Source organism: Streptomyces sp. NPDC059534, from assembly GCF_042743475.1.
In the GTDB taxonomy this organism is placed as follows: Bacteria; Actinomycetota; Actinomycetes; order Streptomycetales; family Streptomycetaceae; genus Streptomyces.
In genome coordinates, this window is sequence record NZ_JBHWAQ010000005.1 from 15,194 (window position 1) to 39,269 (window position 24,076).

The following is a 24,076-nucleotide window of genomic DNA, read 5'->3' on the forward strand; positions in this document are numbered from 1 at the left end:
AGAGTGCTCGTAGTACGGGCCGTGGGCGGACCTCACCAGTCCGCCGTTATCTACCTCGGGAAAACGACGTCTTCCAGTGTCAGGGGCATCGGGTAGGTGCGCTCCGCAGGAAACAGCCGCTGTGCCTTGGTGGCGTGCCCGGTGTGCATCAGTGTCGATGCCTTGCGGATCTGGGGGGTGAGGTCGGTGAGACTGACGATCCAGTCGTCGGTGAACGTGCGGATCAGGTGGCGGCCGATGCCGACCTGGATGCTGTAGTGGTTCAGTGCCGCTCCGCGCGACGAACGCTCCGGGTCCCACTGGACATGTACGGCTGCCTGGGCCACCGCTGCCGGGGCGGTGGTCGTCAGCACGGCCTGGGACAGGGCCTCCTCCCAGCCCTCCCGGGTAATCCGGACCGCGAGAACACGTTCCTGGCCCGGTTTGCGAGCCCAGTTGCTGCGGTGCATCAGCCACATGAACGACGGCTTGATCCACGTCATTCGGTGGAACGAGAACGGCGCGACGAAGCGGCCCGCTCTGAGTGCCGCGTCAGCGATGGCAGGCGAGTACGCCTGATAGACCACGATCGTGCGAGCGTCGTAGTCGGCACGAATCTGATACTGGGGCGTCATGCGCCGCACCCTGCCATCTGGTCCGCCGGCGCGGCGAGCCGATTCCGCCTGCCCCCGGGGGGCAGGTTCGGATGCGCTGCTCAAGCCACTCGCTGATGGACGCGACGAGGACGCTTGCCTCATAGCGAACCGCGAGCTTGTCGTAGCGCGTGGCAACAGCCCGGTGTCGCTTGAGGCGGTTGAAGCCGCACTCGACCGCATGCCGAGCCTTGTAATCCTGCGGGTCGAACTTCGGCGGTCAGCCGCCACGGGAGCCGCGATGGTGCAGGCCGATCCGTGCGCTCGTGTGTGCATGCGCTCGGTGCCGAGGTGTGGGAGAGGAACTTCCCGTCTCACGGTGGCTTCAGCGGGCCGGGTGTGTGCTCCAGACGGTGCCCCATGCCTCGTACTCCAGCATCTCTTCGAGGTTCGTCGCCGCGTCGGCGCCGAGTTCGCGGCGGACCAGCCAGAGGGCGAGTTCGAGGCCGGAGGTGATGCCGCCGGCGGTGACGAGGGTGCCGTCGTCGACGACGCGGGCGTTCTTCACGAGGCCGCCCTGGGTCTGGAGGTCCGGCTTGGCCTTGTGGTGGGTGGTGCAGGGGCGGCCGTTCGTGAGGCCGGCCGCTGAGAGCAGCATGACGCCGGTGCACAGGGCCGCGACGGTGAGGCCGGGGCGGGGTGCGGCTGCCAGGGCGCGGGGGAGGACGCCGCGGTCGATCTCGGCCCAGACGCCGGGGGTGTCGCGCCGCGCGTAGCCGCCGCCCGGGACGACGAGCAGGTCCGCTGTGTCGGGGGCCCAGGGACGGATGCCGCGGACGACGGTGCCGTACGCGCCGGTGACGCTGCGGGCCCCGGTGGCGGAGACGTACCGGACCTCGACGGGGCGTGGGGTGAAGAAGTCGGCGGCGGAGAAGACCTCGTACGGGGCGGCGAAGTCGAGTTCCTCGACGCCGTCGAACATCGCGATGTGGACGCGGAGGGGACGGCTCGGGTCCGGGGCCGCGCCGGAGGCGGGAGGGGTGGCCGTGGCGGCCAGGGTTGCCGTGGCGCCGAGGGCGGTGGTGGCGCGGAGTAACTGCCTGCGGTTCATGGGGGCTCCTGTTCCGGATGGGGTGCTGGGTGGGTGGTGCTGGGTGGTTGGTGGTTGGTGGTTGGTGGTTGGTGGTTGGTGGAGTGGCGACGTGAGAGGGGTCGGGCGGCGGCGTCGTCCGGTTCCCACCGCCGCACCGGAGCCACGACGTCCTTCCCCGACCCTCGGGAACCCGGAGGTCCCTCCGTCCGACTCCTTCACCGCACAGGCGGAGCGGCGGTGAAGGGCGCGGAATGGGTGGGCTGGAGATACGGATGCGAGGGGTCGCCTGCCGGCATGGCCGTAGCGAGGCGGTGGCCGATGTCGAACTGGAGATCGCCGCGGGAGAGCGCGTGGCGTTGACGGGGACGAACGGGTCCGGGAAGACGACGTTGCTGCGGGCGGTGCTGGGATTGCATCGGCAGACGAGCGGCACGATCGAGGTGGGCGGGCGGTGTGCGCGTACGGCGGTCGAGTGGGCGTCGCGGCGGCGGTCTTGTGCGTGGATACCGCAGAAGCCGGCCGCGGGGCGGTTTCCGCTGCGCGGGGACGAGTTGCTGGCCAGCAGTGGTGCGCCGGAGGAGGCGGCCGGGGCTGCGGAGCGGCTGGGAGTCGGTGCGCTGACGGGGCGGCCCGTGGGGACGTTGTCCGGGGGGCAGTTGCAGCGGATGTATCTGGCGCGGGCCATCGGGTCGGTCGCGGCGGGCGCGCAGGTGCTGCTCGCGGACGAGCCGACCGCGGCGCTGGATTTCGCCGGGCAGGAGGAGGCGGCCGATGTGCTGACCGCGCTGCCGGTGACGCTGGTCGTCGTGACGCATGACCGGGCCCTGGCCGAGCGTTGTGACCGGGTTCTGGAGATGGCGGCCGGCAGGCTCAGGGAGGTCCGGTGAGCGTGCTCGCGGTGGGCGATCTCGGGGCCATGCTCGAGTTGGTGCCGGTCCGGCGGGCGGGGGTGGCCTTGCTGCTGGCGGCCGTCGGGCTGCCGGTGATCGGGGTGATCATCGTCGGGCTGGACATCATGCCGGTGCGGTTCGCGATGATGCACGTGGCGCTGTTCGGGATCGCCATCGGACTCCTGACGGGGCTTGATCCGATGCTGTGTGCGCTGGTCGCGTGCGCCCTGTCGGGCGCGGGAGTGGCGCCGCTGGCTCGTACGCCGGACGGGTTGTCCGGCGCGATGGGGCTGTTGATGAGTCTGGCCATCGCCGCCGCACTGCTCGTCCTCGCCGTCTCCGGTGTCAACGCTTCCGGCGCGTTCGCGCTTCTGTGGGGTTCGATCCTGTCGGTCGGCACGTCGGATCTCGTCGTCCTCGGCGTGCTCGCGGTGGTCGTCCCGTCCCTGTTCTGGTGGAAGCGGCGGGATGTCGCCCTCCTTTTGTACGACCGGGAGCTCGCCCAGTGTTCGGGCGTGCCGGTCCGCCTGCTGACGACCGCGCTGCTCGTGCTCGTCGCCGTGGCCGTCGCCGGGGCGATCAAGCTGACCGGCGCTCTGCTGGTCGACGCGTTGACCTTGCTTCCCGCGCTCGCGGCGCGGCGGCTCGGCCGTTCGCTGTGGTCGATCACCTTGTGGGCGGTCGGCATCGGCGTCGCGGTGAATCTCACCGGCTTTCTGCTGGCCCTCTGGCTGGACTGGCCTCCGGGGCCGGTCCTCGTCCTCGTGGCGGGGGCAGTCGTCCTCGCCGCGCATCTGATCCCCGAACGGAGAAACAGCTCATGGCGCGCACCCGCGTCCGTACCGCCCGTATCGCTTCCCTCGTCGCACTGACCGCGGCACTTCCGCTTCTCGCCGCCTGCGGGAGTGAGGAGGCCCCGGGGGCGGAGGCTCCCAAGGGGGCCGGGCACAAGCCGGTGGTGGTCGTCACGACCACCTGGGAAGGGGCCTTCGCCAAGGCCGCCGGGGCCGAGGACGTCACGGTGATCGTGCCGCAGTCGGTGCACCACGCGCCCGACTACGATCCCAAGCCCTCGGACCTGGCGGCCGTGGCCAAGGCCGACTTCGTGTTGTACGCGCCGTTCGAGCCGTACGCGGCGAAGATCAAGGAGGCGGCCGGCTCGAAGGCGAAGCTGGTGGAGGTTAACCTCGACAACGATCCGGCGAAGGCGGGTGCGGAAGTCGCGCGCCTGGGTGGCCTGTTCGGTACGAAGGACGCCGCCGATCGTTTCAAGACCCGGCTCGATACGGAGGTCGCCAAGCTGAACGGCGAGCTCAAGTCGGCCTGGCCCGGCGGGAAGAGTCCTTCCGTCGTCAGCCAGGTCTTCACCGGGTGGGCGGCCGGCCTCGCGGGCGCGACGACGGTGGGCACGTTCGGCCCCGAGCCGGTCACTCCGGCGCAGTTGGCCGAACTGGCCGCCAAGAAGCCCGCGTTCGTGCTCGACAACGCCCACATGTCGACGGGGACGGTGCTGCCCGACGCGGGGGCGAAGCAGGTGGAGATCGTGAACTATCCCGGCGAGGACCTGGATCTGCTGAGCGTGTACCGCAATGCCGCCGCCGAGTTGAAGAAGATGATGGGTACGGCCTGACCCGTACGAGAAGGGGGAGGGGCGCGTGCCGGCGCGCCCCTCCCCCTTCGGTCATCCCCGGGCGGGCGCGGTGGTGGCGGGCCTCTCGTCAGCGGCCCGGCGCCGTAGTGCGGCGCGGTCGGGCTTGCCCGCGGCGGTGAGCGGGAGCGCGTCCAGGAGGATGACGTGCTCCGGGTGCTTGTAGCGGTCCGTGCCGCGGGCGGTCAGGTACGCGCTCAGGTCCTCCGGCGTCGGCCGCTCCCCGCTCCGGGCCACCACGCACGCCGCGAGCCGCTCCCCCATCAGCGGGTCCGGGACGCCGACGCAGACGACGTCGCGGACGCAGGGGTGGGCGGCCAGTTCGTGTTCCACCTCGGCGGGGCTGATGTTGGCGCCGCCGCGTATGACGACGTCCTTGAGGCGTCCGACGACGTGCAGGACGCCGTCGTCGTCGAGGTAGCCGAGGTCTCCGGTGCGGACCCAGCCGTCGGGGGTGCGGTAGCGGGCGTCGAGCTCGGGCGAGGCGACGTAGCAGAGCGGTGTCATGGGGCCGCGCGAGACGATCTCGCCGATCTGGCCTTCGGGAAGCGGCTCGTGGGTGTCGGGGGCGGCGACCCGGATCTCGGCGACGCGCGGGTCGGGGCGGCCGGCGACGACACCGGAGCGGTCCGTGGGCGGGACTTTGTGGTCGAGTCCGGTGTGGCAGTTGACTCCGTCGGCCGACCCGTACAGGTTCACGACGTGGCAGCCGAAGGCTTCGGCCGCGGCGGAGGCGGTGGCCTCGTCGAGGGGGGCGCCGCCGAGGACGAGTGCCGTCGGCGCCGGCACGCGCTCCTCCGTCCGTTCCATGTGCGCCAGCATCATCCGGATCATCGTCGGGACGCCGAGGACGTGAGTGGGCGCGTGCTCCTGCATCGCCGCCAGGGCGGCCTGGGGGGTGAAGTGGTCGAGCAGGACGAGGGATCCGCCGTGGCGGGCGAGCGTGACGGCCGTGCCGTTGGAGCCGAAGGCGGAGGCGAGCGGGACGAGGAACAGGCACCGCGGAGGGGTGTCGTCGGGCATGAGGGAGGCGAGGAAGTTGCCGCGGCCGCCGGCGAGGGCGTTGTGGGAGTAGGCGACCATCTTCGGCTCCGCCTCCGAGCCGGAGGAGACGAGGATGCGGGCGGCGGCGTCGGGGTCGGGGCGGGCCGCGACGAAGCCGGTGGGGTCGGTACGCAGGAGTTCTCTGAGCGGAATCGTTCCTTCAGGCGGTGTTCCCGGCCCGGCGGAGATCACGTGCCGGAGGGCCGGCAGAGCGGGGGCGAGCGCGACGAGGTCGGCGGCGTGGGCCCGGCCCCGGTGCTCCGTGACGGCGATGACGGCGACGGCTTCCGCCCGGCGCAGCAGGCACTCCGCCTCCATGGCGCCGCGCCCGACGGGGAAGGGCAGGACGACCGCGCCGAGGGCGGCGACCGCCAGGTCGGCGATGACGGCGTCGCGGTGGTCGGGCAATTGCACGGCGACGACGTCCCCGGGGCGGACGCCGAGGCCGCGCAGTCCCTCGGCGAGACAGCGGACCTTGCGGTCGAGCGCCGTGTAACAGAGCTTGCCCTTGGCGTCGTGGATCGCCGTCCGGTGCAGGTCGGCGATCTGCCGGGCCCGGAACAGGCTGTAGAGGTCGAGGTCGGGGCAGGTGCCGTCCACCGCCCACGAGCGGCGGAGTCCGGCGGGCAGCAGGTCGGTGAGGGTGACGGTCACGCGAGGCTCCAGGGGTCGGGAACGGCGGGGGCACCGTGCGCGTCCCGGCTGATCGAGCCGGACAGGCGCGGGTCGTGGTGGAGGTCGGACAGGTCGGTGGTGACGGCGGTCGCGGTCAGGCCGTGCGCGCGCAGCTGGTGCAGGGCGTCCTCGGTGCACATCCCGCTCAGGTCGTACGCGGCCGTGGCCGCCGCGCAGTCGTCGCTCGGCGCGATCCACCCGTCGGAGGTCCGCGCGGGGTGCCGGAATCCGGCGGCCGGGCGCGCGTCGAGACCTCGGCGCACCTGTTCCAGGGCGGGAGCCAGCAGGGTGTCGGCCGCGCCGATGAGCGAGGACTCGACGTGTACGCCGTGACCGGTGCGCTCCCGAAGAAGCAGCCCGGCGAGGACGGCTTCGGTGCCGTGCAGGCCCCCGAGGACGTCGAGCAGGGTCATCAGGGACGGTGCGGGAGGTTCGCCCTCGGGATGGACGGCTTCACCGACACCGGTGCGGGCCTGCACCATGAAGTCCGTACCCATGGGGGCATCCGGGATCCGGTCGGCCCAGCCACCGGTGTAGGCGTAGACGAGAGCGGGGTTGGCGGCGGCGAGGTGTTCGGCGTCGAGTTCGAGCGCGGCCGCCTTGCCCGGTGCCCAGTTGTGCAGGAACACGTCTGCCTCAGCGGCGAGTTCGCGCAGCCGACGGCGGTCTCCGGGCGCCTTGATGTCGATCTCGACGGCTTCCTTTCCCCGGTTGAGGGCGAGCCAGCGGGCGGAGACACCGGAGCACGCGGGCGGCATGCCGCGCAGCGGATCACCGCCCGGCGGCTCGACCCTGATGACACGAGCGCCGAGCAGCCCCAACAGGTGTGCGGCCAAAGGCGCTTGGATCCGACGTCCGGCTTCCAGGACGGTCATGCCGTCCAGCGGCCTGGACAGGGATGCCCGGCGCGCGGTCACGGAGGTGCCGGGCCGCAGGGGCCGGAGGGACCAGGGATCGGCTCCGTCGCCCTCCTTCGCGCGCTCCGCGAGCGTACGCAGGCGGCACACCTCGGCGCCCGATGCGGCGGCGGCCGTCCGTATCCGCTCGAGCGAGTGCGTACGGGTGACCTGGTGGAGGACCTGCGGGAAGGGCGCGCAGGCCGTCGCGTACCGGAACTGGAACGGCCGCCAACCCGCCCGTATCGCATCCGCGGGGGCGCCGAGGGCACTCCAGAAGTCGGCCCAGGCTCCGGGGTCGAGCGTCTCCAGCTCGAAGACGACGCCTTCGAGGGACGTGAACGGCGGCCCACCAGGCAGGAGTTCGACGGCCTCGGGCTCGTCGGCCCCCGAGGCCGCCAGGTACTGGGAGACGGCGAGCAGGCCGGCGCCGTCGGCCGTGGTCGTCACCTGGCGAGGTCCGTCGGCGCCACGCGCCTGGGCGACGAGGGCCGCGAGAAGCCCCTGGACGGTGAGCACGCCGGTGGCCGTGGCCAGGTAGTCGACGCCGAGGCCGCGAGGGGCACCGTGGCGGCGGCCGTGCACGGCCATCACGCCGGTGGCGGCCTGGGCGGTGGCCTCGTCCTCGACTCCGGTGCCGTGGGCACCCCATGCGCTTCGGGCGGTGACCTGTGCGAACCCGCCGCCGCTGAGGGTGATCTCGCCCGCGTCCGTGTCCTGCACCCGTCCGCCGAGGCGCCTCAGGTGGTCGGCGGCGACCCGCGTGAGGGCCGGAGGTCCGCCGATGTCGCACCGCAGTCCGTCGAGCGGACCCGGGACGCCGAACGGACGGCCGCCCGGGGTGTGGGCGGTCACTGATGACGCCATGCCTCTCCTCTCCTCGCGCGCCGATGGCCGGCGCACGGGACTGTGACGATCGTGGGAACCGGCGGCCGGGTAGGGCCGACCACTTCCACGGGCAGGCAGTCGGACGCGTGTTCTGTCGAGTTCCCAAGACGGAGGAAACAGTGACGGATCATGACGTAACGCCGGTCGGTCAGGGCCACGACCTCGACACCGGCCTCGATGTCGGCCTCAGTGTCGGTCGGGAGACCGGCCTCGACACCGGCCTCAGCGTCGGCCGCGAGACCGGCCTCGATGTCGGCCTGCTGGGGAAGCGGGTCTCCGGGTTCGTCCACGACCGGGTGTTCCCGTGCGAGCCGCGACTCGACGCGGGCGGACCGGCGGCAGCGGAGCTACGGGGGCGACTGCGCGCGGAGGCCCTCGACGCCGGAGTGTGGGCCCTGCCACTGCCCGCCGAACTGGGCGGTGGAGGCGTTCCGTTGAGCGCCTACGCGTCGATCGCCGAGGCCGAGGGTGCCAGCGACCACGGCCCGGCGGCCCTGGGGTCGGCCTCCCTGCTGGACGTGACCATGCTCGCGCGGCACGGCTCTTCGCGGGTGCGCTCGGAGTACCTCCGACGCCTGGTCTCAGGCGAACTCCGCACGTGCTACGCGATGACGGAGCCGGACACCCCCGGCACCGAGCCGCTCCTCACCGCTACCCGCGCGGAGCCTCGGACCGGCGGCGGATGGGCCGTCACGGGGCGCAAGTGGTTCGTCTCGAACGCGGGGGACGCGGACCTGGTGACCGTGCTCGCCCGCACCAGCGGCGCCGTCGGCGACCGGGACGGGCTGTCCCTGCTTCTCGTCCCCACCCGCGCCCCCGGCTTCCGGGTGGTCCGCGAACTCCCCGTCCTGGGCGCCACCGGCCAGTACGAGATCGAGTTCGACCACGTGGACGTCGACGAGGACCATCTCGTCGGCGAGGCCGGTCAGGCCCTCGCGATCGCGGGCGAACGACTCCAACTGGGCCGAACCCTCCGCGCGTTGCGCTGGATCGGCCAGGCGCAGCGCGCCTTCGACCTGCTGTGCGCACGTGCCGTGGAGCGGCGGGGAGCACGCGGCCCCCTGGCGGACCGCCAGCTCGTCCAACAGCACGTCTTCGAGTCCCTGTTGTCAATCCGGTCCGCCCGCCCCCTGGTGTACGAGGCGATGGCGAAGGTCGCGGAGGGCCGCGACGCCCACGTGGAGGTGGGGCTCGCGAAGACGGCAGCGGCGCGCACGCTCCAGGAGGTCGCCGACCGGGCCATCCAGGTCTTCGGCGCCGCCGGACTCGGACCCGACACTCCGCTGCCCGCGCTGTTCCGTACAGGGCGGACGGCGCGGATCCTCGACGGGCCGGACGAACAGCATGTCTCCTCCGTCGCCCGGCGCGTGCTGCGGAGCCGGCGGGAGGGACCGGACATGACATCCGCGTGAGGTCTCACACGGGCGTGACGTGTCGCGCCCACGCGAAATCTCACGCCGGCAGCCTGACGTCTCACATGCGCGCGAGGGCTCACACGTGCGTCAGGTCGACCGTGTCGCGAAGCGCGGCCAGGCCGAGGGCCAGGAAGAAGTCTCCCCAGACGAGTTCGTGGCGGACGGCGATGCCGCTCTTCGCCTCATAGCAGCCGTCCAGGAGCATGCCGGCCGGCCGGGTACCGCCCGGCCGGGTGAGGTGGGCGTCCACGAGTCGGCGCAGTACCGCCTCCGCGCGGGCCGCGTACTCCGTCGCCCTCCTGGTTCCGGGGATGCGCGCGAGTTTGAGCAGCGCGACCGCGGCGATGGCTGCGGCTGAGGTGTCGGCCGGGCCGTCCGGGGCAGGGGCCTCCGCGGGCGGGACCAGCGGGCCGTCGAGGAACTCCCCTTCCCGAATCAGCTGTTCCGTGCACGCCGTGAGCCGGTCCGTACGCCACCCCGCTTCGCTCTCCGCCCGGAGCAGACCGTCCGCGAGCGCCAGCAACAGCCACGCCTCGCCCCGGGCCCAGCCGGGCGCGGGGTCCATCTCCGCCGCCCATGCCCCGCGCGCCTCGGCCCAGTGCCACGCCGGACGGGGCCGCTGCCCCTCCTCCCCCGCCAGGCACAGGTCGAGGTGACGGTGCAGGTGCGCGGCGGCCGCTGCCCGCCCCTCCGGTCCGGCATACGTCAGAAGGGGTACGAGTCCGGGGACGCCGTCCGCGCGGGCCCGTAGCCGTGACCCGCCCAGGGCCGCACCCCACGGCACCAGGCCGACGGCCGGTTCCCACGCGGCGAGCGCGGCCTTCGCCGCGTGATCGCGCAGGGCGTCAGCCCGGTCGTCCTCCGTGGCCAATGCGGTCCCGTACCAGAGGATGAGGCCGCGGGTCGCGGTGTCGGCCTCGGCCCATGGCGCGAGTCCGACCGTGGCAGCGGACGCCGCCGCGCGGTCCGTTTCCCGGCCGGTGTGCCGGGCGCGGAGCCAGAGCAGGCCGGCCCAGAAGCCACCGGTCCACGACCCTCGCCCGGTGGTCGTCCAGCGACCGTCGTCAGGGTCCGCGTACAACGGGAAGCGTCCGCCGACCTGCCCGGCGGTCTCCTCCACACGGCGGAAGAGGAGACGCAGGGCCTCGTCGGCCCAGCCGTTCGTGCTGTCCACGTCGCGGCGTCCCGTCCGGTCCGCGCCGCGCTGCCCGTCTCCGCTCAGGCCCCGCTGCCCGTCTCCGCACACGCCCTGCGGCCCCGCTCCGTGCGCGCCCCGCAGCCCTTCCTCGTTCACGCCTCGCCACCTCGGTCCGTACGGCGGTCCCTGACCGCCCAGAGCAAGGCGACGGCCCCCGCGACGGCGAACTCGGCGGCGACCAGGATCCAACCGTCGCCGTACCGGTCGCGTTCGGCGAGCAGCCCGAAGAGCGGTGGCCCCACGGCGAACCCGGCGAAGAACCCGGCCGCGACCAGCGCCGTGTCCCGCCCTGCCCGCCCCGGCGCAGAGCGCTGCATCACCAGCACCATCGAGACCGCGTTGCCGGACACCGCGAACACGCCCACCGCCACGGCGGCCACCCACACCAACGGCTCCACCCTGACGGTCGCGGCCAGGAGCACGGCCGCGCCTACGGCCCCGACCGCGAGCAGCCCGGGGAGCCACGGAGCCCGTTCGGGTGTGGCGGCACGGGACCAACCGACCCGGCCGGCGACGCCCGCGACGCCGAGGACCGCGACGAGCGCGCCCGCCAGTGTCGGCCCCATGCCGAGCCGTTGGGCGCCGAAGAGCGCCAGGTAGGTGTTGACCGAGGCGATGCCCGCGCCGAGGAAGACCGAGAAGGCGGCGAGCCAGAGCACGGGGTTGCCGGGCGGGGCCTGGGCACGGAGGGTGGTGCCGACTGTCGGTGACCGGTCCGCCGGGAGCGGGTCCGTCGGAGGCGCGTCCGTCGGCAGCGCTCGCCAGGCCCAGCAGGCGGCGGCGACCGCCGCCACGGCGGCCACCCACACCGCGCCTCGCCAGCCGAGGAGGCCGGCCGCGGCCGCGAGGGGCAGCCCTGCCGCGAAGGCGCCGAGCTGGACGCCGGACTGCTTGGCGCCGGTGACGGCGCCCCGGCGCGGGGCCGGGACGGCCGCCAGGATGGCCTTGTTCGTCGCCGGGTTGGCCAGTGCCTGCGGGAGGCCGCCGAGCGCCACCGCCGCGAGGAGCACCGCGGGCCCGGGAGCCGCGCCGATCAGCCCGAGTGCCGCTCCCGAGACGGCGAGCAGGGCGACGAGCGCGCGACGGGGGCCGACCCGGTCCACGATCCGGCCGCCGGCCGGCGACAGGACGGCGGCGGTGCCGAACCCGACCGTGGTCGTCAGGCCGAGCAGTGTCTCCGACACACCGAGACCGTCGACGAGCCGCGGCCCGAGCGCTCCGAGAAGGAAGAGCTGCATCATCGAGAAGGCCATGGCCGTCGTCAGAAGCGCGGTGAGACCACGCGGAACCGTGACGCGCACGGCCCCCTCGCGTGCTGATCCCTCGGCCGCCGCCGTACCTGCGGACTTCACCGTTCCCCCTCCCACGCGACGGCCGGACCGCCCGTCGTCGACGTCCAGAAGTCGTCGCGACAGCGCGAGAAGTTCCCGAGGTGCTCTTGTGGGGCGCGCCACAGTCGCGTACTCATGACCCCGACAGGTCGAGGGGGCGACCTTCGCCGACGTACCCGCCCTCATGCCTCCGAAGAGGTGCAAGGATGGGCGCGCGATGACACCAGGCCGATGTTCGCGAGGAGCCCGGGCCGCGATGTTCGCGGCCGTCTGCGTGCTGCTCGCGGCCACCGGCCACGTCCTGATGTCGGGACACGACCTGCCCCCGGCGGTGCTCGCTCCGGCCTTAGCCGGGACGCTCGCCGCCGCCTGGTTCCTGGCGGGGCGCGAGCGCGGCCTCCTCGCGGTGACGGTGGCGACCATGGCCGTCCAGAGCGCACTGCACGCGGTCTTCTCCTGGTCTCAGCAGCACGGGGCCTCGCCGTCGGCTCCTCTCGGAACGGTCCGGGCGTCGACGGCTCAGGCAGTGACGGACCAGGTTGCGACGAGTCACGCGGCCATGGGGCACATGGGCCTGGGTAACGCGGGCCTGGCACACGTGGCCATGAGCCACACGGGCAAGGCGGCAGACACAGCCACGGCGCACATGGCCATGGGGCACGCGGACATGGCGCACATGACCATGAGTCACATGGCCATGGGGCACATGACCATGAGTCACATGCCGTCCGCCTCCGAAGGCGTTGTCCACCAGGCCGTCGCGCAGGACATGACGAACATGCCCTCGTCCCTGGGCATGCTGTCGGCCCACCTCCTCGCCGCACTCCTGAGCGGTCTGTGGATGGCGTACGGCGAGCGAGCCGCCTTCCGTCTCCTGCGGTCCCTGCCCCTCTCGCGCCGCCGGCCCCTGTGGCCGCTGTGGCTCCTGCTCGTCGCCGTCGTCCCCGTACCGCCGCAGCGTCCTCGGATCGGGCCCGTTCGGGCCGCCGACGAACGCCCGCCCCGGCAGCTCCTCCTCGCCCATTCCGTCATCTCCCGGGGTCCCCCACGAGCCCTCGCTGTCTTCTGACAGCCGGCTCCCCGAGCTCGTACGGCGCACGAACTCCCCGCCGTCGCTCGGGTACAGGTCATGCCTTCACGGCAGGCCGCGACCCCTCACCGGCGCCCTCGTGCTCCCGCGCGCGCCGCCGGATTCCCCTTGCCTCGTAAGGACTTGTGGCGATGACTCCTGCCCACGACAGCCTCCCCCAGGGACCGAAGAAGCCGTCCCGCTCCGCTCGTACACCGGATGCCGACGCCGACGCGGCGACGACCCTGCTCGCGCTGGCCGCACGAGACGGCGACCCCGCCAAGGCCGATCTGTTCGTCCGGGCCCTGCACCGCGACGTCTGGCGGTACGTGGCCTATCTGAGCGCCGACCGCCAGGCCGCCGACGACCTCACCCAGGAGGTGTTCCTGCGCGCGATCGCCGCGCTGCCCCGGTTCCAAGGGCGTTCCTCGGCCCGGACCTGGATCCTTTCCATAGCCCGCCGCACCGTCGTCGACAGCCTGCGGCGCGCCGCCGCCCGCCCCCGGCTGTCCGACCGCGACGACTGGCAGACGGAAGCGGAACACACCCAGCCGCTCGGCCTCCCCGGATTCGAGGACGGGGTCGCCCTCGCGGAACTCATGGCCTCGATCCCGGCCGAACGACGCGACGCCTTCGTCCTCACCCAACTCCTCGGCCTGCCCTATGCCGAGGCCGCCGAGGCCATCGGCTGTCCCGTCGGCACCGTCCGCTCCCGCGTGGCCCGCGCCCGGACGTCCCTGGTTTCCCTGCTACGGGGTGAGGACCATCCCCACGCGTTGGCCACGAAGTCGACGCCCGCGAACACCGCTCCAGCCGCGCCCAGGCGGTTCACGAGGGCGGCCGCCCTCGCCTGACCTCCGTACCGACCGGATGACGGGTCGGGTCCCGGCACCACCGGGGCCCGACCCGTCCACCGGAACCGTCCCGCCCGGCGATCCGACTCCTCACGAGGCGCGTCGGATCCGAGCCACGCCGCAGTAGCACTCCGAAAGGGCAGGCCATGGACAACACCCTTGATTCTGAGTCCGGTTCGCGGCCGCCGCGTTCGGCAGGCACCCGACGCCGGTACGGGCCTCCCGCCGCCGTGTGGGGGTTCCTGGCCCTGCTGGTGCTGGTCTTCGTCGGCTCGTACGCGCTCGGGGCAGCCGTCGGGCCGATCAGGGAGGACGACCGCCCTTCACCTACGGGGACCCCTCGGGTCACGGAGCACGAACACGGGAGCGCGCACCACTCGTGAGGACACTGAAATCCGGTGGAGAAATGAAGAAGCCGACCACCATAGTTTCTGCCGACTCAGGTGCCGATGCCCGCCGGCTCGCTGTCCGAGGGGGCCTGACTCTCGCCGTGGAGAAGGTGGGTCGCGCGGGAGGTGCGCAGGTGGAGGGCGGTTCGGCCGGTGCGGTGGGTGGCGACCAGGGCTGCCGCGCGTAGGGCGCCGAGGTGTTGGGAGACGGCGCTGGGTGTGACGCCGAGGCGGGCGGCGAGGGCGGGGGTGCTCATGGGTTCGGCGAGGGCGGCGAGGAGGGCGGCGCGGGTGTGGCCGAGCACGAGGGCGAGGCCGTCGGGGGTCGGGGGTTCCTCCTCCCAGAGCAGTCCCATGCCTGTGGCGGGGTAGCGGATCGAGGCGGCGCCGATGGGCGAGGTGTCCACGAGTACCTGCGGCCAGGTGAAGATCGAGGGCATGAGGACGAGGCCGTGCCCGTCCGCCTCCACGGTGCACGGGGCGTCACCGGTGCCGCGGCGACCGTGGACGAGTAGCTCGCCCTCGCGCCAGGCCACGTCGCCGTGCAGGTCGGCGAAGAGTCCTTCCACACCGCCGTCGACGAGCGCGAGTGCCCGCTTGGCGACGTCGGCGTCGAGCACCGCGCGCATCCGCCCCCAGTGCGGGGCCACCAGCAGGTCGTGGCAGCGGCGCAGCGCTGTCCCGATCCGGTGCAGCGCCTCGCGCGGGTCGCCCAGCCGACGCGTGGCTGCGGTCCCCAGTCCTGCCACGCACTCGGTGCGGAAGAAGTCCGGATCCGTGGCCGCGAGCCGGGCGAACTCGTCGGCGGGGTCGGGCAGTCGGCGTTCCGGGACCGGGAAGAGGAACGAAGGCGGGCTCCCGCCCAGCAGCAGCCGCAGCAGCCCGGCGTCCGGCTCGGTGCTCAGCACCTCCCGGGCCTCGTGTACCCAGCGCCGGTGGACCGCGTGTCCGCCCGCGCGCAGCGCGAGGCGCACGCCCAGGACGGTCTCGGAGAGCGGCGACACCGCGAACCGCACGCGTGCCACCTCGGCGGCCGTCAGCTTGATCTCCACGGCCATGGACCGGCGCCCTCCCTCATCATGTAGCCCTGGCTGAACAGTAGCCGTCGGCGGCGGCGCGGGCGCAGGCTGCCCGTCATGGAGTTCTTCACCTCGTACGACGGCACGACCCTGGCCTACCGGGTGTTCGGCGCGCCCGCGGCCGACCGCTCACCGCAGCGGCCCCCGCTCGTCTGCCTGCCGGGCGGCCCCGGGCGCGCGGCCGAGTACCTCGGAGACCTGGGAGGTCTCAGCGACCACCGCACGCTGGTCGTTCCCGACAGCCGCGGCACCGGCGCCTCCGCGCTGCCCGCCGACCTCGGCACCTGCCGGGTGGACCGGCTCGTCGAGGACGTCGAAGCACTGCGGCGGCAGCTTCGCCTGGACCGGATCGACCTGCTCGGTCACTCCGCCGGAGGCGGCACGGCCCTGCTGTACGCCGCCGCGTACCCCGCGCACCTGAACAGCCTGACCCTGGTCACCCCTTCCTTCGCCGCGGTCGGCCTGCCGTCCGACACCGCGGCCGAAGAGGTACTCGCGGGCCGGGCCGGCGAACCCTGGTACCCCCGGGCGGTCACCGCGTACCGGGCCATGAAAGCCGCCCGCTCCTTCGCCGAGGCCGCCCCGCACCGCCTCGCCTTCGAACCCCTCATGTACGGCCGCTGGGACGCGGTCGCGCAGGCACACGCCGCCGCGGACCCCGCCCAGCGTTCGCTGCCCGCCAGTGAGGCCCACTACGCCGGTTACGCACCCACCGAGGCCGAGTTCACCGCCCTCCATGCGCGCCTGGCCGGTCTCGACATCCCCGTACATATCCTGGCCGGTGCCCACGACCTGTGGCCCACCGCCGCCTCCGCGGCGCACGCGGCCGAGCTTCTCGGCGCACGCCTGACCGTGCTGCCCGGGTCGGGGCACTATCCCTGGCTCGACGCCCCCACCGCTTTCATCGAGGCGATCGAGGCGTTCCCGGTGCCGGAGCGAGGTGTCTGCGCGCGGGTGCGCGCGGGCGGAAGTGGTCGCGAGCGGCAGTGGTCGCGGGGCGGTCAGGCGTTGATGCCGACGGAGGAGACGTAGGAGTAGGCGTTGTAGTCGGAGTCGAGGTCGGAGATGACGTCGTCCCAGATCTCGTCGACGAGGTTCGCGTTACGGGAGGCCCAGGCGTCCACCAGGTCGGGCCAGATGTACCGGACGGTGACGGTACGGGTGCTCAGGTCCCGTCGGTACTTGGCTTCCACCCGGGTCTGGTCGACGGGGTAGATCTCCATACGACGGCCGCGGCCGTCGTTGTCGAGGTGCTTCACGAGCCAGCCCGAGCGGATGAGGTTCTCGCGGCGGCGGTGCCAGTACGCGGCGTCGATCCGTTCGCGGCTCGCCGGTGTCGGGGAGACCTGGCCCTTCGACTTCATCCATGACCGGATGGTGCGGGCCGAGATCCCCTGGGCTTTCAGCTCGGCGCGGCCGGCGGGGCTGTCGAGGTAGCGCAGTCGAGCGCCCAGGCCGCGCCGGGAGGTGACGGGCGAGGCGATGCCGGAGGTGTGGACGATGCGGTTCAGCTCCAGGATCAGGGCCTCGCCGCCCTTCATCCCGCTCACGTCCGTCTTCTGCCACTGCCCCCACCGGGACCACAGGTCCGGAGAACCTGCCATTACCGCTTACCTCCGAGAACGTAGGTGTTCTTTTCCTTGACCTCGTTCAGATCCCGGCCCTCGTGGAAGACGGAACGCCAGTCGCCGCTGACATGGAGTTCGTCGGTGCCGGAGATCTCCACGACCTGAAGCCCGGCCTTGTGTGCCTTGTGGGCCTTCATCCACAGATTCGCGAACGCCTTCGCCCGGATGATGTGCATCCAGTCCGGCCGCCGGATCTCGCGGTTGGAGCTGGATTCGCCGATGGTGGAGACGAACTTGGAGTACATGGCCTTCACGTACGTCACCGTCAGCTCGTCACCCTCCACGAGAGCGGCCCTCCGGGTCTCGGCGAGGGCGCGGCGGAGCTTCTCCAGCAGACCCTCGGTGGCGCCGGAGACCAGGGAACGATGAATCACCGGGGCGTCGGCCAGGCCCTGGCGGGCGCAGTCGAGCAGGAGGCGGAGGGTGGACTCCGACACCCACAACTCCCCTGGTTCCATACGGTTGCCCAGGGGGTTCGGCAGGTCGGTGTGGTCCCAGGCGGACGGAGTGACGAGGTGCATGCCCGCCCTCCTCGGATCGTGGACGCCGCTGGTGTCCTCCCGGAGCTGACCGATCGGCAACCACGCCTTGAGCGCCGACAAGTACGCCGCGTTCATGTCGAGCGCCGTCACCTCGACCAGCTCACCACGCTTCGCCGCCGCCACCAGATCACTGTTGCGCCACTTCGGGCGGCCCTCCCAGATCTCGTCCGCGCCCTTCTGCGACTTCTTCCGCAGAATGTCGGCGGTCGGCGGGAACTCGGAGTGCTCGTACCGACCACCCACACGGGACACCTTCAGCAGCGCCATCACATCCGGAATCGCCGCCTTGATCAGTACCGCCTGCGCAGCATCGGCGTCGCCGCCGTACTCGGCCAGGGTGTCGAGGACACGGTCGGTGATCTGGTCGACGAGCGCGGTGGAGGCGTACGCCGGGGCAGACCGCGCCGGACGGCCGGGCGCCGGAGACGCGGAATCGGGCCCTGCGAAGGGGCCGGTCGAAGCACTGCCGACAGCAGGGCCGGGCGCCGGTTCTGCGGCCTCAGCCCGCACGGCCCGCGGAATCGCCGCGGCGGCCGGCTGGGGCGAACTCGCGGCGGCGACCGCGGCCGCGCACTCGGCTGGATCCAGGTGCTGCGGATAGCCGTCGACATCGTCCCAGGCTGGCTGGCCGCACAGCACGCACGGCAGCGCTACGGGGGCAGGATCGGGTGTCGGCCGCTGAGGCTCCGCGGATTCCGTCGCCGCGGCGGGCTCGGCTGATCCTGCGGACTCGGCGGGCTCTGCGGACTCAGCCACAGATGGCGCTGAAAGGCTGTCCACGGCAGGGCCGAGGAGCTGTTCCGCTCGCGGCGGCTCAGAGGTGAGGGGCGACTGCACGGGCGGCGGCATGACGGCGGGCTCGCCGGACGACTTCAGGGCCGGTACACCGCCGTGCAGAACCCCCACCGCGTGGGTCGGCCCGGCGAGCAGATCGAGCACGGACAGTCCGTAATGCGCGGCCAGTAGATCGACGTCCTCCAGCGACCAGTGCGCCCGCCCGGACTGCTTGCGCGACACCTGCGCCTGGGACTGCCCGAGCCCCGCCGCCAGATCGCCCTGGCGTTCTCCCGAGCGCGACATCAATGCGGCGATCGTCACCCTGAGGAGTTCCTCCACACCCAGCATGGCGCAAACCTAACCCATGACATGCGCAAAGCGCATACGCCATGCAGCCGCGGCATCTCGGATCCGATCAGGGAGGCAGCCTCTCTCTCTCCTTGCGCACGGTACGTCGAGACCCTCGGCGGCCATGACCGACGTGTGGGCCGGGCTCGGGGTGCGGCCGGCGAGCACGCCGGGATCGACGGCGTCTCGGGGTGAGTAGGCTCAGGGCGCCACCGCGGAGGTCAGCAGAGGAGAGATGCGTGTTCGTCAAGGTGTGTGGGCTCGGGACGGTCGCCGACATCGATGTGTCGGTCGAGGCCGGTGCGGACGCCCTGGGCCTGGTGATCAGTGGGACCAGCGTGCGCGGGCTCGACCGGGAGCGGGTGGCCACGCTGGCGGCGCACGTACCGCCGGGCGTCCTGTCCGTACTCGTCGTCAACGACACTCCCGCCACGGAGGCCGCCCGCATCGCCGGTGAGCTCGGCTTCGGCGCGCTGCAGCTGCACGGAGCGGCGTACGGCGAGGAGGACTTCGCGGCCGCGGCCGGCATCTTCCCGCGGTTGTGGCGGGCCACGTCGTTGAGCGAGCGGCCCGACACCCGTGTGGGCGCGTACGGCGAGGAGGTCCTCCTCCTCGACTCGCCTCGGGCGGGTTCCGGTGAGTCGTGGGACCTGTCGCTGCTCGAGACAGCACGCCCTGAGGGCACATGGCTGCTCGCCGGTGGTCTCCATCCGCAGAACGTCGGTGAGGCCATCGGCCGGGCGCGCCCCTGGGGAGTCGATGTCTCCAGCGGCGTCGAGTCCTCCCCCGGCGTCAAGGACCACGACCGGATCCGTACGTTCATCGCCGCCGCGAAGCAGGCCGCCCCGCTCGACGCCTGACCCGGGGCGGGACGACCCGAGCCGGGACGGGGTCATCCCGCGAGACGTTGGGCGAGGTGGAGCAGGTCCGCCAGGCGCAGCACCCGCCCGCCGAATCCCGGAAGAGGGACATGGAGCGGCCGGGTCCAGCGGTCGGGGATGGCGTCCAGGCCGTAGTACGCCCCCGCGAGGGCTCCCGTCACCGCGGCGACGGTGTCCGTGTCACCGCCGAGGTCGATCGCCGCGCGCAGCGCGCCTTCGAAGTCGGTGGTGGTGCGCAGGGCCCAGACGGCAGAGCCCAGGCAGGGCCAGACGGCGCCGTTGAACTCGGTCGCCCGGTCGGGGTGCCAGTCGGGCGCGAGGACGGTGGCGTAGCGCGCGCGGTGGTCTGGATGGACGAGGTCCAGGATGCCGGGGAGCGCGGTGACGGGGTCGGCTTCCTCGAGCGTGACGCGGATGAGTTCGTGGAAGATCGCGGTGCCTTCCCAGGCCGCGCGGTCTCCGTGGGTGAGGGCGGCGATGCGGCGGGCGGCGTCCAGGGTCGCCGCCTGGCCGGCGGGAGCGAAGTGGACCGCGGCGGTCGATGCCCGCATCAACGAGCCGTTGCCTGCGGCACGTTGGTTCACCTGGAAGTGAACCGCGGCAGCCAGGTCCCACGTCATGCCGTTGGTGAGCACGTCCTCGGTCTGCAAGCCGATGTCCTTGGGCTCCGATGCCGCCCACCGCTGGAAGCGGGCGAAGATGTCCGGCAAGTCCAAGCCGCTCCGCTCCAACAGGGACTCCGCGACCAGGACGGCCATCTGCGTGTCGTCGGTGGCCTCACCCGGATCCCATCCTCCGCCCCCGCACATCTCTCCACCGGCATCGGCATCGGCATCGGGGAAGCGCGCTGAGAACACTCCGGGGGGCCCGAACTCGAAGGGCGCGCCCAGCGCGTCCCCGACCGCTGAACCGATGACCGCGCCGGCCGCCCGCTGCATCCGCTCCATCCACTCAGGCTATCCGCGCCCCGGACGCACCGGGCGCTTCTGTGGATCCGTGGTCACCACGGATCCACTGGCCGGTTGCACCGGGCTCAGGGGTGTCCCCCGTGGGTGGGTCAGCCGCGTACGTGCAGTCCGAATCCGGTGCGGCCGTCGGGCTCCAGGCCGTCCTTCAGGTGGAGGGAGGGGATCTCGTAGTCGCCGAAGTTCTGGCGACGGAACGGGATGGGGTCGGTGGTGTCCAGGGTGAGCAGGCGGTGTTCCCAGGACTTGGCGGCGTCGGCGTAGTCCTCGCGGGTCATGCGGTCGGTGCCGTAGAGCACGAACGGGGGCAGGACCTCGATGCCGGGGTAGTAGAGGATGCCGTGGTGGATGGGGAAGAGCAGGTCGTCGATGGGGCCGTTGATGCCGCGGGCGGCGTAGTGGGACTGCGGGCCGCCGGCGGTCACGGACAGGAGAGCCTTGCGGCCGGCGAGGGTTCCTTCGCCGAAGCGGTCGCCGTACTTGGTGGTGCTGTGCTCGCCGACGCCGTAGGCGAAGTGGTAGGTGAACACCCGGTCGACCCAGCCCTTGAGGATGGCGGGCATCGAGTACCACCACAGCGGGAACTGGAGGATGACGGTGTCGGCCCACAGGAGCTTCTGCTGTTCGGCGACGACGTCCGCGGTGAGCGTTCCGGCGTCGAAGGCCCGGCCCGAGTCCCGGGCCACCTTGAGCGGGGTCGAGGCGTCGGGGCCGTAGTCGGTGGCGTCCACGACCGCCTTCCAGTTCATCGCGTACAGGTCGCTCACCCGTACCTCGTGCCCGGCGGCCTCCAGGGTGGCCACGGCGAGGTCCTTCAGTGAGCTGTTGAGCGACTTCGGCTCCGGGTGGGCGTGGACGATCAGCGTCTTCATGGGAACTCCTTCGGATCGGATGCCTTCGATCCTGGGCTCCGCGGCGCCCGGTGTTCAGGGGCGCCGCTTCCATCGGACGGGACTTCCTGGTATCGGCAGGGCCACCCTCGTCGGTGCGACCGCGGTGATACTGGGGGCATGGACGATCTCGCGGGCTATCTGCGGACCCGGCGCTCTCGGGTCGATCCGGCGGCCGTCGGCATTCCCACGGACAGCCGCCGCCGGGTCGAAGGGCTGCGGCGGGAAGAGGTCGCGCACCTGTCCGGAGTGAGCGTCGACTACTACGTACGGCTGGAGCAGGGCCGCGCCACGCAGCCCTCCGAGCAGGTCCTCGACGCGCTGGCCCGCGTCCTCGGCCTCGACGAGACCGAACGCGGGCATCTCCACCGGCTCGCGCGGCAGCGCCGCCGCCGTGCGAAGGCGCCGGGCGGGCGGGTGCGGCCGGAGCTGTCGCGCGTTCTCGGCCTGGTCACGGACGCGCCGGCGCTGCTCATGGACCACCGCCTGGACGTGCTGGCCGGCAACCGTCTCGCCTCGCTCCTCTACGGCCGGCCGCTGCCCGGCCTCAACACCGCCCGGCACATCTTCCTGGAGGAGGCCGAGCGCGGCCTCTACGGCGACTGGGAGCAGTGCACCCTCGATGTCGTCGGGCACCTGCGCCTCGCTGCCGGCAAGTACCCCGAGGATCCCCGCCTCGCCACCCTCGTCGGCGAACTCTCCATGGGCAGCGAGCGCTTCCGCCGCCTCTGGGCCCGCGCGGACGTCCGCGCCCGCACCCATGGCCGCAAGACCTACCGGCACCCGCTCGTCGGACTGCTGGAACTCCACCAGGAGAACTTCGCCCTCCCCGACGAATCCGGCACAGAGCTGCTGGTTCTGTCGGCCGCCCCCGGCAGCCCCACCGAGGACGGCCTGCGCCTGCTCGCGGGCTTGGGTGCGGACGACGCCGACGCGCGGCCCCCGGTGGACTCGCACGTCACCGGGCCTGGGGTGACGCAGGGTGAATCAGGTGCCGTCGGAGGCTTGAGTGGGTGAGGGCCACCGCTGCGCTGAGACGGACACCGTGGAAGGCGCTCGGTCAGGGGATTCCGATGGACACCCTCGCGCCTGCCGCTAAGGTCGCCGGGTGACCGAACTCGACACGTTGAGCGCTACTCGTGATGCCTATGACGCCATGGCCGCGGTGTACGCGCAGATGTTCCAGGATCCGCTGGGTGACCGTCCGCTGGAGCGCGCGCTTGTGGGCGCGTTCGCGGAGTTGGTGCGGGCGGGCGGGGGTGGAGACGTGGTGGATCTTGGCTGCGGGCCGGGGCAGGTCACGGGGTACTTGCAGGGGCTGGGGCTGGAGGTGTTCGGGGTGGATGCCTCGCCGGTGATGGTGGGGCTCGCGCGGGAGGCTTTTCCCGGGCTGCGGTTCGAGGTCGGCTCGATGGCGGCGTTGGGGGTGGAGGACGGGGCGCTCGGCGGGGTGCTGTCGCGGTGGTCCGTCATTCACACGCCGCCGAAGGATGTGCCGGTGGTCCTGGCGGAGATGGCGCGGGTCCTGGCGCCGGGCGGGCACTTGTTGATCGCGTTTTCGGCCACGGACGGACCTCAGGATGTGACGGAGGCGTACGACCATGCGGTGGTGACGGCCTACCGCTGGGACCCTGATCACTTCGCCGGGATGTTGCGCGATCAAGGGCTGGTGGAGTCGGCGCGTTTGGTGCTCGAGCCGAAGCCGACGGATCGGCGTCAGTTCCGGGAAGTGCTGCTTCTCGCCCGCAAGGCGTAGCCGCCTGCGGGGCCGCACGTACCGGCCCGCACATACCCGCAAAGCACGCACGCCCGTACCCCGCCGCCCGCCCGTCCGCGCCCGCACGCATAGGCCGGCGCAGACCCGCCCGCACGCGCCGGACGCGGCGTTACCGCGCCGCCGCTCCTCGGCCGTGCGGGCGCATGGCCGTCATTCGAAGACGATCATGGTGGTGGGAGGCCCGGGGACCGGCGGGGGCAGGCGCAGTTCGCCTTCGATGAGGGCGTCGCGCAGGGCTCGCTTCACCGCGATGACGGCGTCGCCCCGGTAGTCCGGGAAGCGGGGGGTGGCGAGCAGGAGGAGTGAGCCGTTGGGGAGGGGTTCGATCTCGTGGAAGGCGGCGGAGGCTTCGAGGGCCGGCCGGCCGCCGAGGGCCTGGGCGATGTCGGCGGAGATGACGGACAGCCAGGAGTATCCCCGGAGGCGGGTGCGCCAGAGGGGGGTGTTGATGCTGGGTACGCGTCCGGGGCCGCGGGTGTAGCGCTCTTGTTCCGTCGCGCCGCCGGCGTGTTCGTACGAGGTGTGGCCGAAGACGATGTCGAAGCGGTGCGCGGCCCAGCGGATGGTGGCGAGGAGGCGGGCGTGGGCGGCGGCCGAGGTGTCGGGGGCGGTGAGCTCGGCTTCGTCCAGCGTGTAGGCGAGTTTGACGTAGTCCGGCAGGTCCTCGTCGAAGGTGACCGAGAGGCTGATGTGTCGGGTTTCGCGGCCGCTGTGGGGGTCGATGGTTCCGATCCGCGCGCCGGCGGATGCCGGGGCGCGCGCGAGGTGGTCCCTCAGCCAGGGCAGGGCGGCGGCGGTGTAGGGGTTGTAGAGGACGTCGAAGGTGTCCGCCGGGGAGACGTCGAGGAAGCCGAAGACTCCGTTGCGCCGGCCGGCCGCCGACGTGGGGACCTTCTTCGATCCCGTTTCGACGACGCGTGGGCTCTCCGGCAGTGCGGGGAGGAGCCCTTCGGTGTCGGCGGCGGCGACTCCTTCGGTGAGCCATTGGAAGGCGATGTCGGCCCGTAGGGAGTCGTTCGGCTCGTGGACCGTCAGTTCCACGCGGAGGGCGTGGCTCAGACCTGCGTTCATCGACGCGAATGCGTCCATCGGGGCGTCCTCCATGCTGTTCGTACGCTCGGGAGTATAGGTCGCATGCCGCGGGGGGGGGGCCCCCGGGGGGGGGCCCCCCCCCGGGGGCGGGTAACGTCGTGCGGGAGATGGGTGGGGGGCGCAACAGCCAGGCCC

22 protein-coding genes are annotated in these 24,076 nt (G+C 72.5%); 10 read left to right on the top strand and 12 right to left on the bottom strand.

Annotation, left to right across the window (positions count from 1 at the left end):
• Positions 1–50 precede the first annotated feature (50 nt).
• Both ACFVZH_RS07695 and ACFVZH_RS07700 read right to left on the bottom strand, forming a co-directional pair.
• Complete coding sequence (locus tag ACFVZH_RS07695) at positions 51–614, bottom strand: DUF4291 domain-containing protein (RefSeq protein WP_384894323.1); 564 nt, start codon at positions 612–614, stop codon at positions 51–53.
• A gap of 343 nt (positions 615–957) precedes the next feature.
• Positions 958–1,683: a DJ-1/PfpI family protein gene (locus ACFVZH_RS07700; RefSeq protein ID WP_384894324.1), complete on the bottom strand. Its 726-nt coding sequence runs from the start codon at positions 1,681–1,683 to the stop codon at positions 958–960.
• A 233-nt stretch (positions 1,684–1,916) separates the two neighbouring features.
• Here ACFVZH_RS07700 and ACFVZH_RS07705 point away from each other — a divergent pair, with 233 nt between their 5' ends.
• The 3 genes from ACFVZH_RS07705 to ACFVZH_RS07715 are packed head-to-tail and all read left to right on the top strand — an operon-like array spanning position 1,917 to position 4,185.
• Positions 1,917–2,552, top strand: coding sequence for a metal ABC transporter ATP-binding protein (locus tag ACFVZH_RS07705; protein WP_384894326.1), 636 nt, complete (start codon positions 1,917–1,919; stop codon positions 2,550–2,552).
• The gene (locus tag ACFVZH_RS07710) at positions 2,549–3,427 is read left to right on the top strand and encodes a metal ABC transporter permease (protein ID WP_384894328.1); all 879 of its coding nucleotides are present in this window, start codon (positions 2,549–2,551) and stop codon (positions 3,425–3,427) included. Before ACFVZH_RS07705 ends, ACFVZH_RS07710 begins: the two co-directional genes overlap by 4 nt.
• The gene (locus ACFVZH_RS07715; protein ID WP_384894330.1) at positions 3,376–4,185 is read left to right on the top strand and encodes a metal ABC transporter solute-binding protein, Zn/Mn family; all 810 of its coding nucleotides are present in this window, start codon (positions 3,376–3,378) and stop codon (positions 4,183–4,185) included. Before ACFVZH_RS07710 ends, ACFVZH_RS07715 begins: the two co-directional genes overlap by 52 nt.
• Before the next feature lie 51 nt (positions 4,186–4,236).
• Here the strand turns inward: ACFVZH_RS07715 and ACFVZH_RS07720 are convergent, their stop codons facing one another.
• Together ACFVZH_RS07720 and ACFVZH_RS07725 are read right to left on the bottom strand one after the other, a co-directional pair.
• A complete protein-coding gene (locus tag ACFVZH_RS07720; protein ID WP_384894332.1) occupies positions 4,237–5,901 on the bottom strand; it encodes a class I adenylate-forming enzyme family protein in 1,665 nt (554 codons plus the stop codon).
• Positions 5,898–7,685, bottom strand: a complete 1,788-nt coding sequence (locus ACFVZH_RS07725; protein WP_384894335.1) for a CoA transferase — start codon at positions 7,683–7,685, stop codon at positions 5,898–5,900. The genes ACFVZH_RS07720 and ACFVZH_RS07725 overlap by 4 nt, the downstream gene beginning before the upstream one ends.
• A gap of 278 nt (positions 7,686–7,963) precedes the next feature.
• Here ACFVZH_RS07725 and ACFVZH_RS07730 point away from each other — a divergent pair, with 278 nt between their 5' ends.
• Entirely contained in the window at positions 7,964–9,118 is a 1,155-nt protein-coding gene (locus ACFVZH_RS07730; RefSeq protein WP_384894875.1) for an acyl-CoA dehydrogenase family protein, read from the top strand.
• 79 nt (positions 9,119–9,197) lie between these two features.
• On the opposite strand, the gene ACFVZH_RS07735 is transcribed toward ACFVZH_RS07730, so the two are convergent.
• Together ACFVZH_RS07735 and ACFVZH_RS07740 are read right to left on the bottom strand one after the other, a co-directional pair.
• The gene (locus ACFVZH_RS07735; protein ID WP_384894336.1) at positions 9,198–10,415 is read right to left on the bottom strand and encodes a sugar ABC transporter permease; all 1,218 of its coding nucleotides are present in this window, start codon (positions 10,413–10,415) and stop codon (positions 9,198–9,200) included.
• Positions 10,412–11,671, bottom strand: a complete 1,260-nt coding sequence (locus tag ACFVZH_RS07740; RefSeq protein WP_384894338.1) for an MFS transporter — start codon at positions 11,669–11,671, stop codon at positions 10,412–10,414. Before ACFVZH_RS07740 ends, ACFVZH_RS07735 begins: the two co-directional genes overlap by 4 nt.
• Positions 11,672–11,906: 235 nt before the next feature.
• Between ACFVZH_RS07740 and ACFVZH_RS07745 the strand changes: the two genes are divergently transcribed.
• Complete coding sequence (locus ACFVZH_RS07745) at positions 11,907–12,719, top strand: hypothetical protein (RefSeq protein ID WP_384894340.1); 813 nt, start codon at positions 11,907–11,909, stop codon at positions 12,717–12,719.
• 152 nt (positions 12,720–12,871) lie between these two features.
• Positions 12,872–13,573, top strand: coding sequence for a sigma-70 family RNA polymerase sigma factor (locus ACFVZH_RS07750; RefSeq protein WP_384894342.1), 702 nt, complete (start codon positions 12,872–12,874; stop codon positions 13,571–13,573).
• A gap of 439 nt (positions 13,574–14,012) precedes the next feature.
• Here ACFVZH_RS07750 and ACFVZH_RS07755 read toward each other — a convergent pair whose 3' ends face one another.
• Complete coding sequence (locus ACFVZH_RS07755) at positions 14,013–15,020, bottom strand: ArsR/SmtB family transcription factor (protein WP_384894344.1); 1,008 nt, start codon at positions 15,018–15,020, stop codon at positions 14,013–14,015.
• A gap of 78 nt (positions 15,021–15,098) precedes the next feature.
• Between ACFVZH_RS07755 and ACFVZH_RS07760 the strand changes: the two genes are divergently transcribed.
• Positions 15,099–16,073 carry an alpha/beta fold hydrolase gene (locus ACFVZH_RS07760; protein ID WP_384894346.1) on the top strand — a complete coding sequence of 325 codons (975 nt, stop codon included), beginning with the start codon at positions 15,099–15,101 and terminating at the stop codon, positions 16,071–16,073.
• Here ACFVZH_RS07760 and ACFVZH_RS07765 read toward each other — a convergent pair.
• Positions 16,043–16,645 carry a hypothetical protein gene (locus ACFVZH_RS07765; protein ID WP_384894348.1) on the bottom strand — a complete coding sequence of 201 codons (603 nt, stop codon included), beginning with the start codon at positions 16,643–16,645 and terminating at the stop codon, positions 16,043–16,045. The genes ACFVZH_RS07760 and ACFVZH_RS07765 overlap by 31 nt on opposite strands.
• On the bottom strand, positions 16,645–18,336 hold the full coding sequence (locus ACFVZH_RS07770; RefSeq protein ID WP_384894349.1) for an acyltransferase: 1,692 nt from the start codon (positions 18,334–18,336) through the stop codon (positions 16,645–16,647). The genes ACFVZH_RS07765 and ACFVZH_RS07770 overlap by 1 nt, the downstream gene beginning before the upstream one ends.
• Before the next feature lie 239 nt (positions 18,337–18,575).
• Here ACFVZH_RS07770 and ACFVZH_RS07775 point away from each other — a divergent pair, with 239 nt between their 5' ends.
• Positions 18,576–19,196, top strand: a complete 621-nt coding sequence (locus ACFVZH_RS07775; protein WP_384894351.1) for a phosphoribosylanthranilate isomerase — start codon at positions 18,576–18,578, stop codon at positions 19,194–19,196.
• A gap of 32 nt (positions 19,197–19,228) precedes the next feature.
• Here the strand turns inward: ACFVZH_RS07775 and ACFVZH_RS07780 are convergent, their stop codons facing one another.
• Together ACFVZH_RS07780 and ACFVZH_RS07785 are read right to left on the bottom strand one after the other, a co-directional pair.
• Positions 19,229–20,164 carry an ADP-ribosylglycohydrolase family protein gene (locus ACFVZH_RS07780; protein WP_384894353.1) on the bottom strand — a complete coding sequence of 312 codons (936 nt, stop codon included), beginning with the start codon at positions 20,162–20,164 and terminating at the stop codon, positions 19,229–19,231.
• A 110-nt stretch (positions 20,165–20,274) separates the two neighbouring features.
• Entirely contained in the window at positions 20,275–21,054 is a 780-nt protein-coding gene (locus tag ACFVZH_RS07785) for an NAD(P)H-dependent oxidoreductase (RefSeq protein ID WP_384894355.1), read from the bottom strand.
• A gap of 138 nt (positions 21,055–21,192) precedes the next feature.
• Between ACFVZH_RS07785 and ACFVZH_RS07790 the strand changes: the two genes are divergently transcribed.
• A complete protein-coding gene (locus ACFVZH_RS07790) occupies positions 21,193–22,089 on the top strand; it encodes a helix-turn-helix transcriptional regulator (RefSeq protein ID WP_384894357.1) in 897 nt (298 codons plus the stop codon).
• A 91-nt stretch (positions 22,090–22,180) separates the two neighbouring features.
• The gene (locus tag ACFVZH_RS07795; RefSeq protein WP_384894359.1) at positions 22,181–22,828 is read left to right on the top strand and encodes a class I SAM-dependent methyltransferase; all 648 of its coding nucleotides are present in this window, start codon (positions 22,181–22,183) and stop codon (positions 22,826–22,828) included.
• A gap of 171 nt (positions 22,829–22,999) precedes the next feature.
• Here the strand turns inward: ACFVZH_RS07795 and ACFVZH_RS07800 are convergent, their stop codons facing one another.
• Positions 23,000–23,938: a hypothetical protein gene (locus tag ACFVZH_RS07800; RefSeq protein ID WP_384894361.1), complete on the bottom strand. Its 939-nt coding sequence runs from the start codon at positions 23,936–23,938 to the stop codon at positions 23,000–23,002.
• Positions 23,939–24,076: the final 138 nt, after the last annotated feature.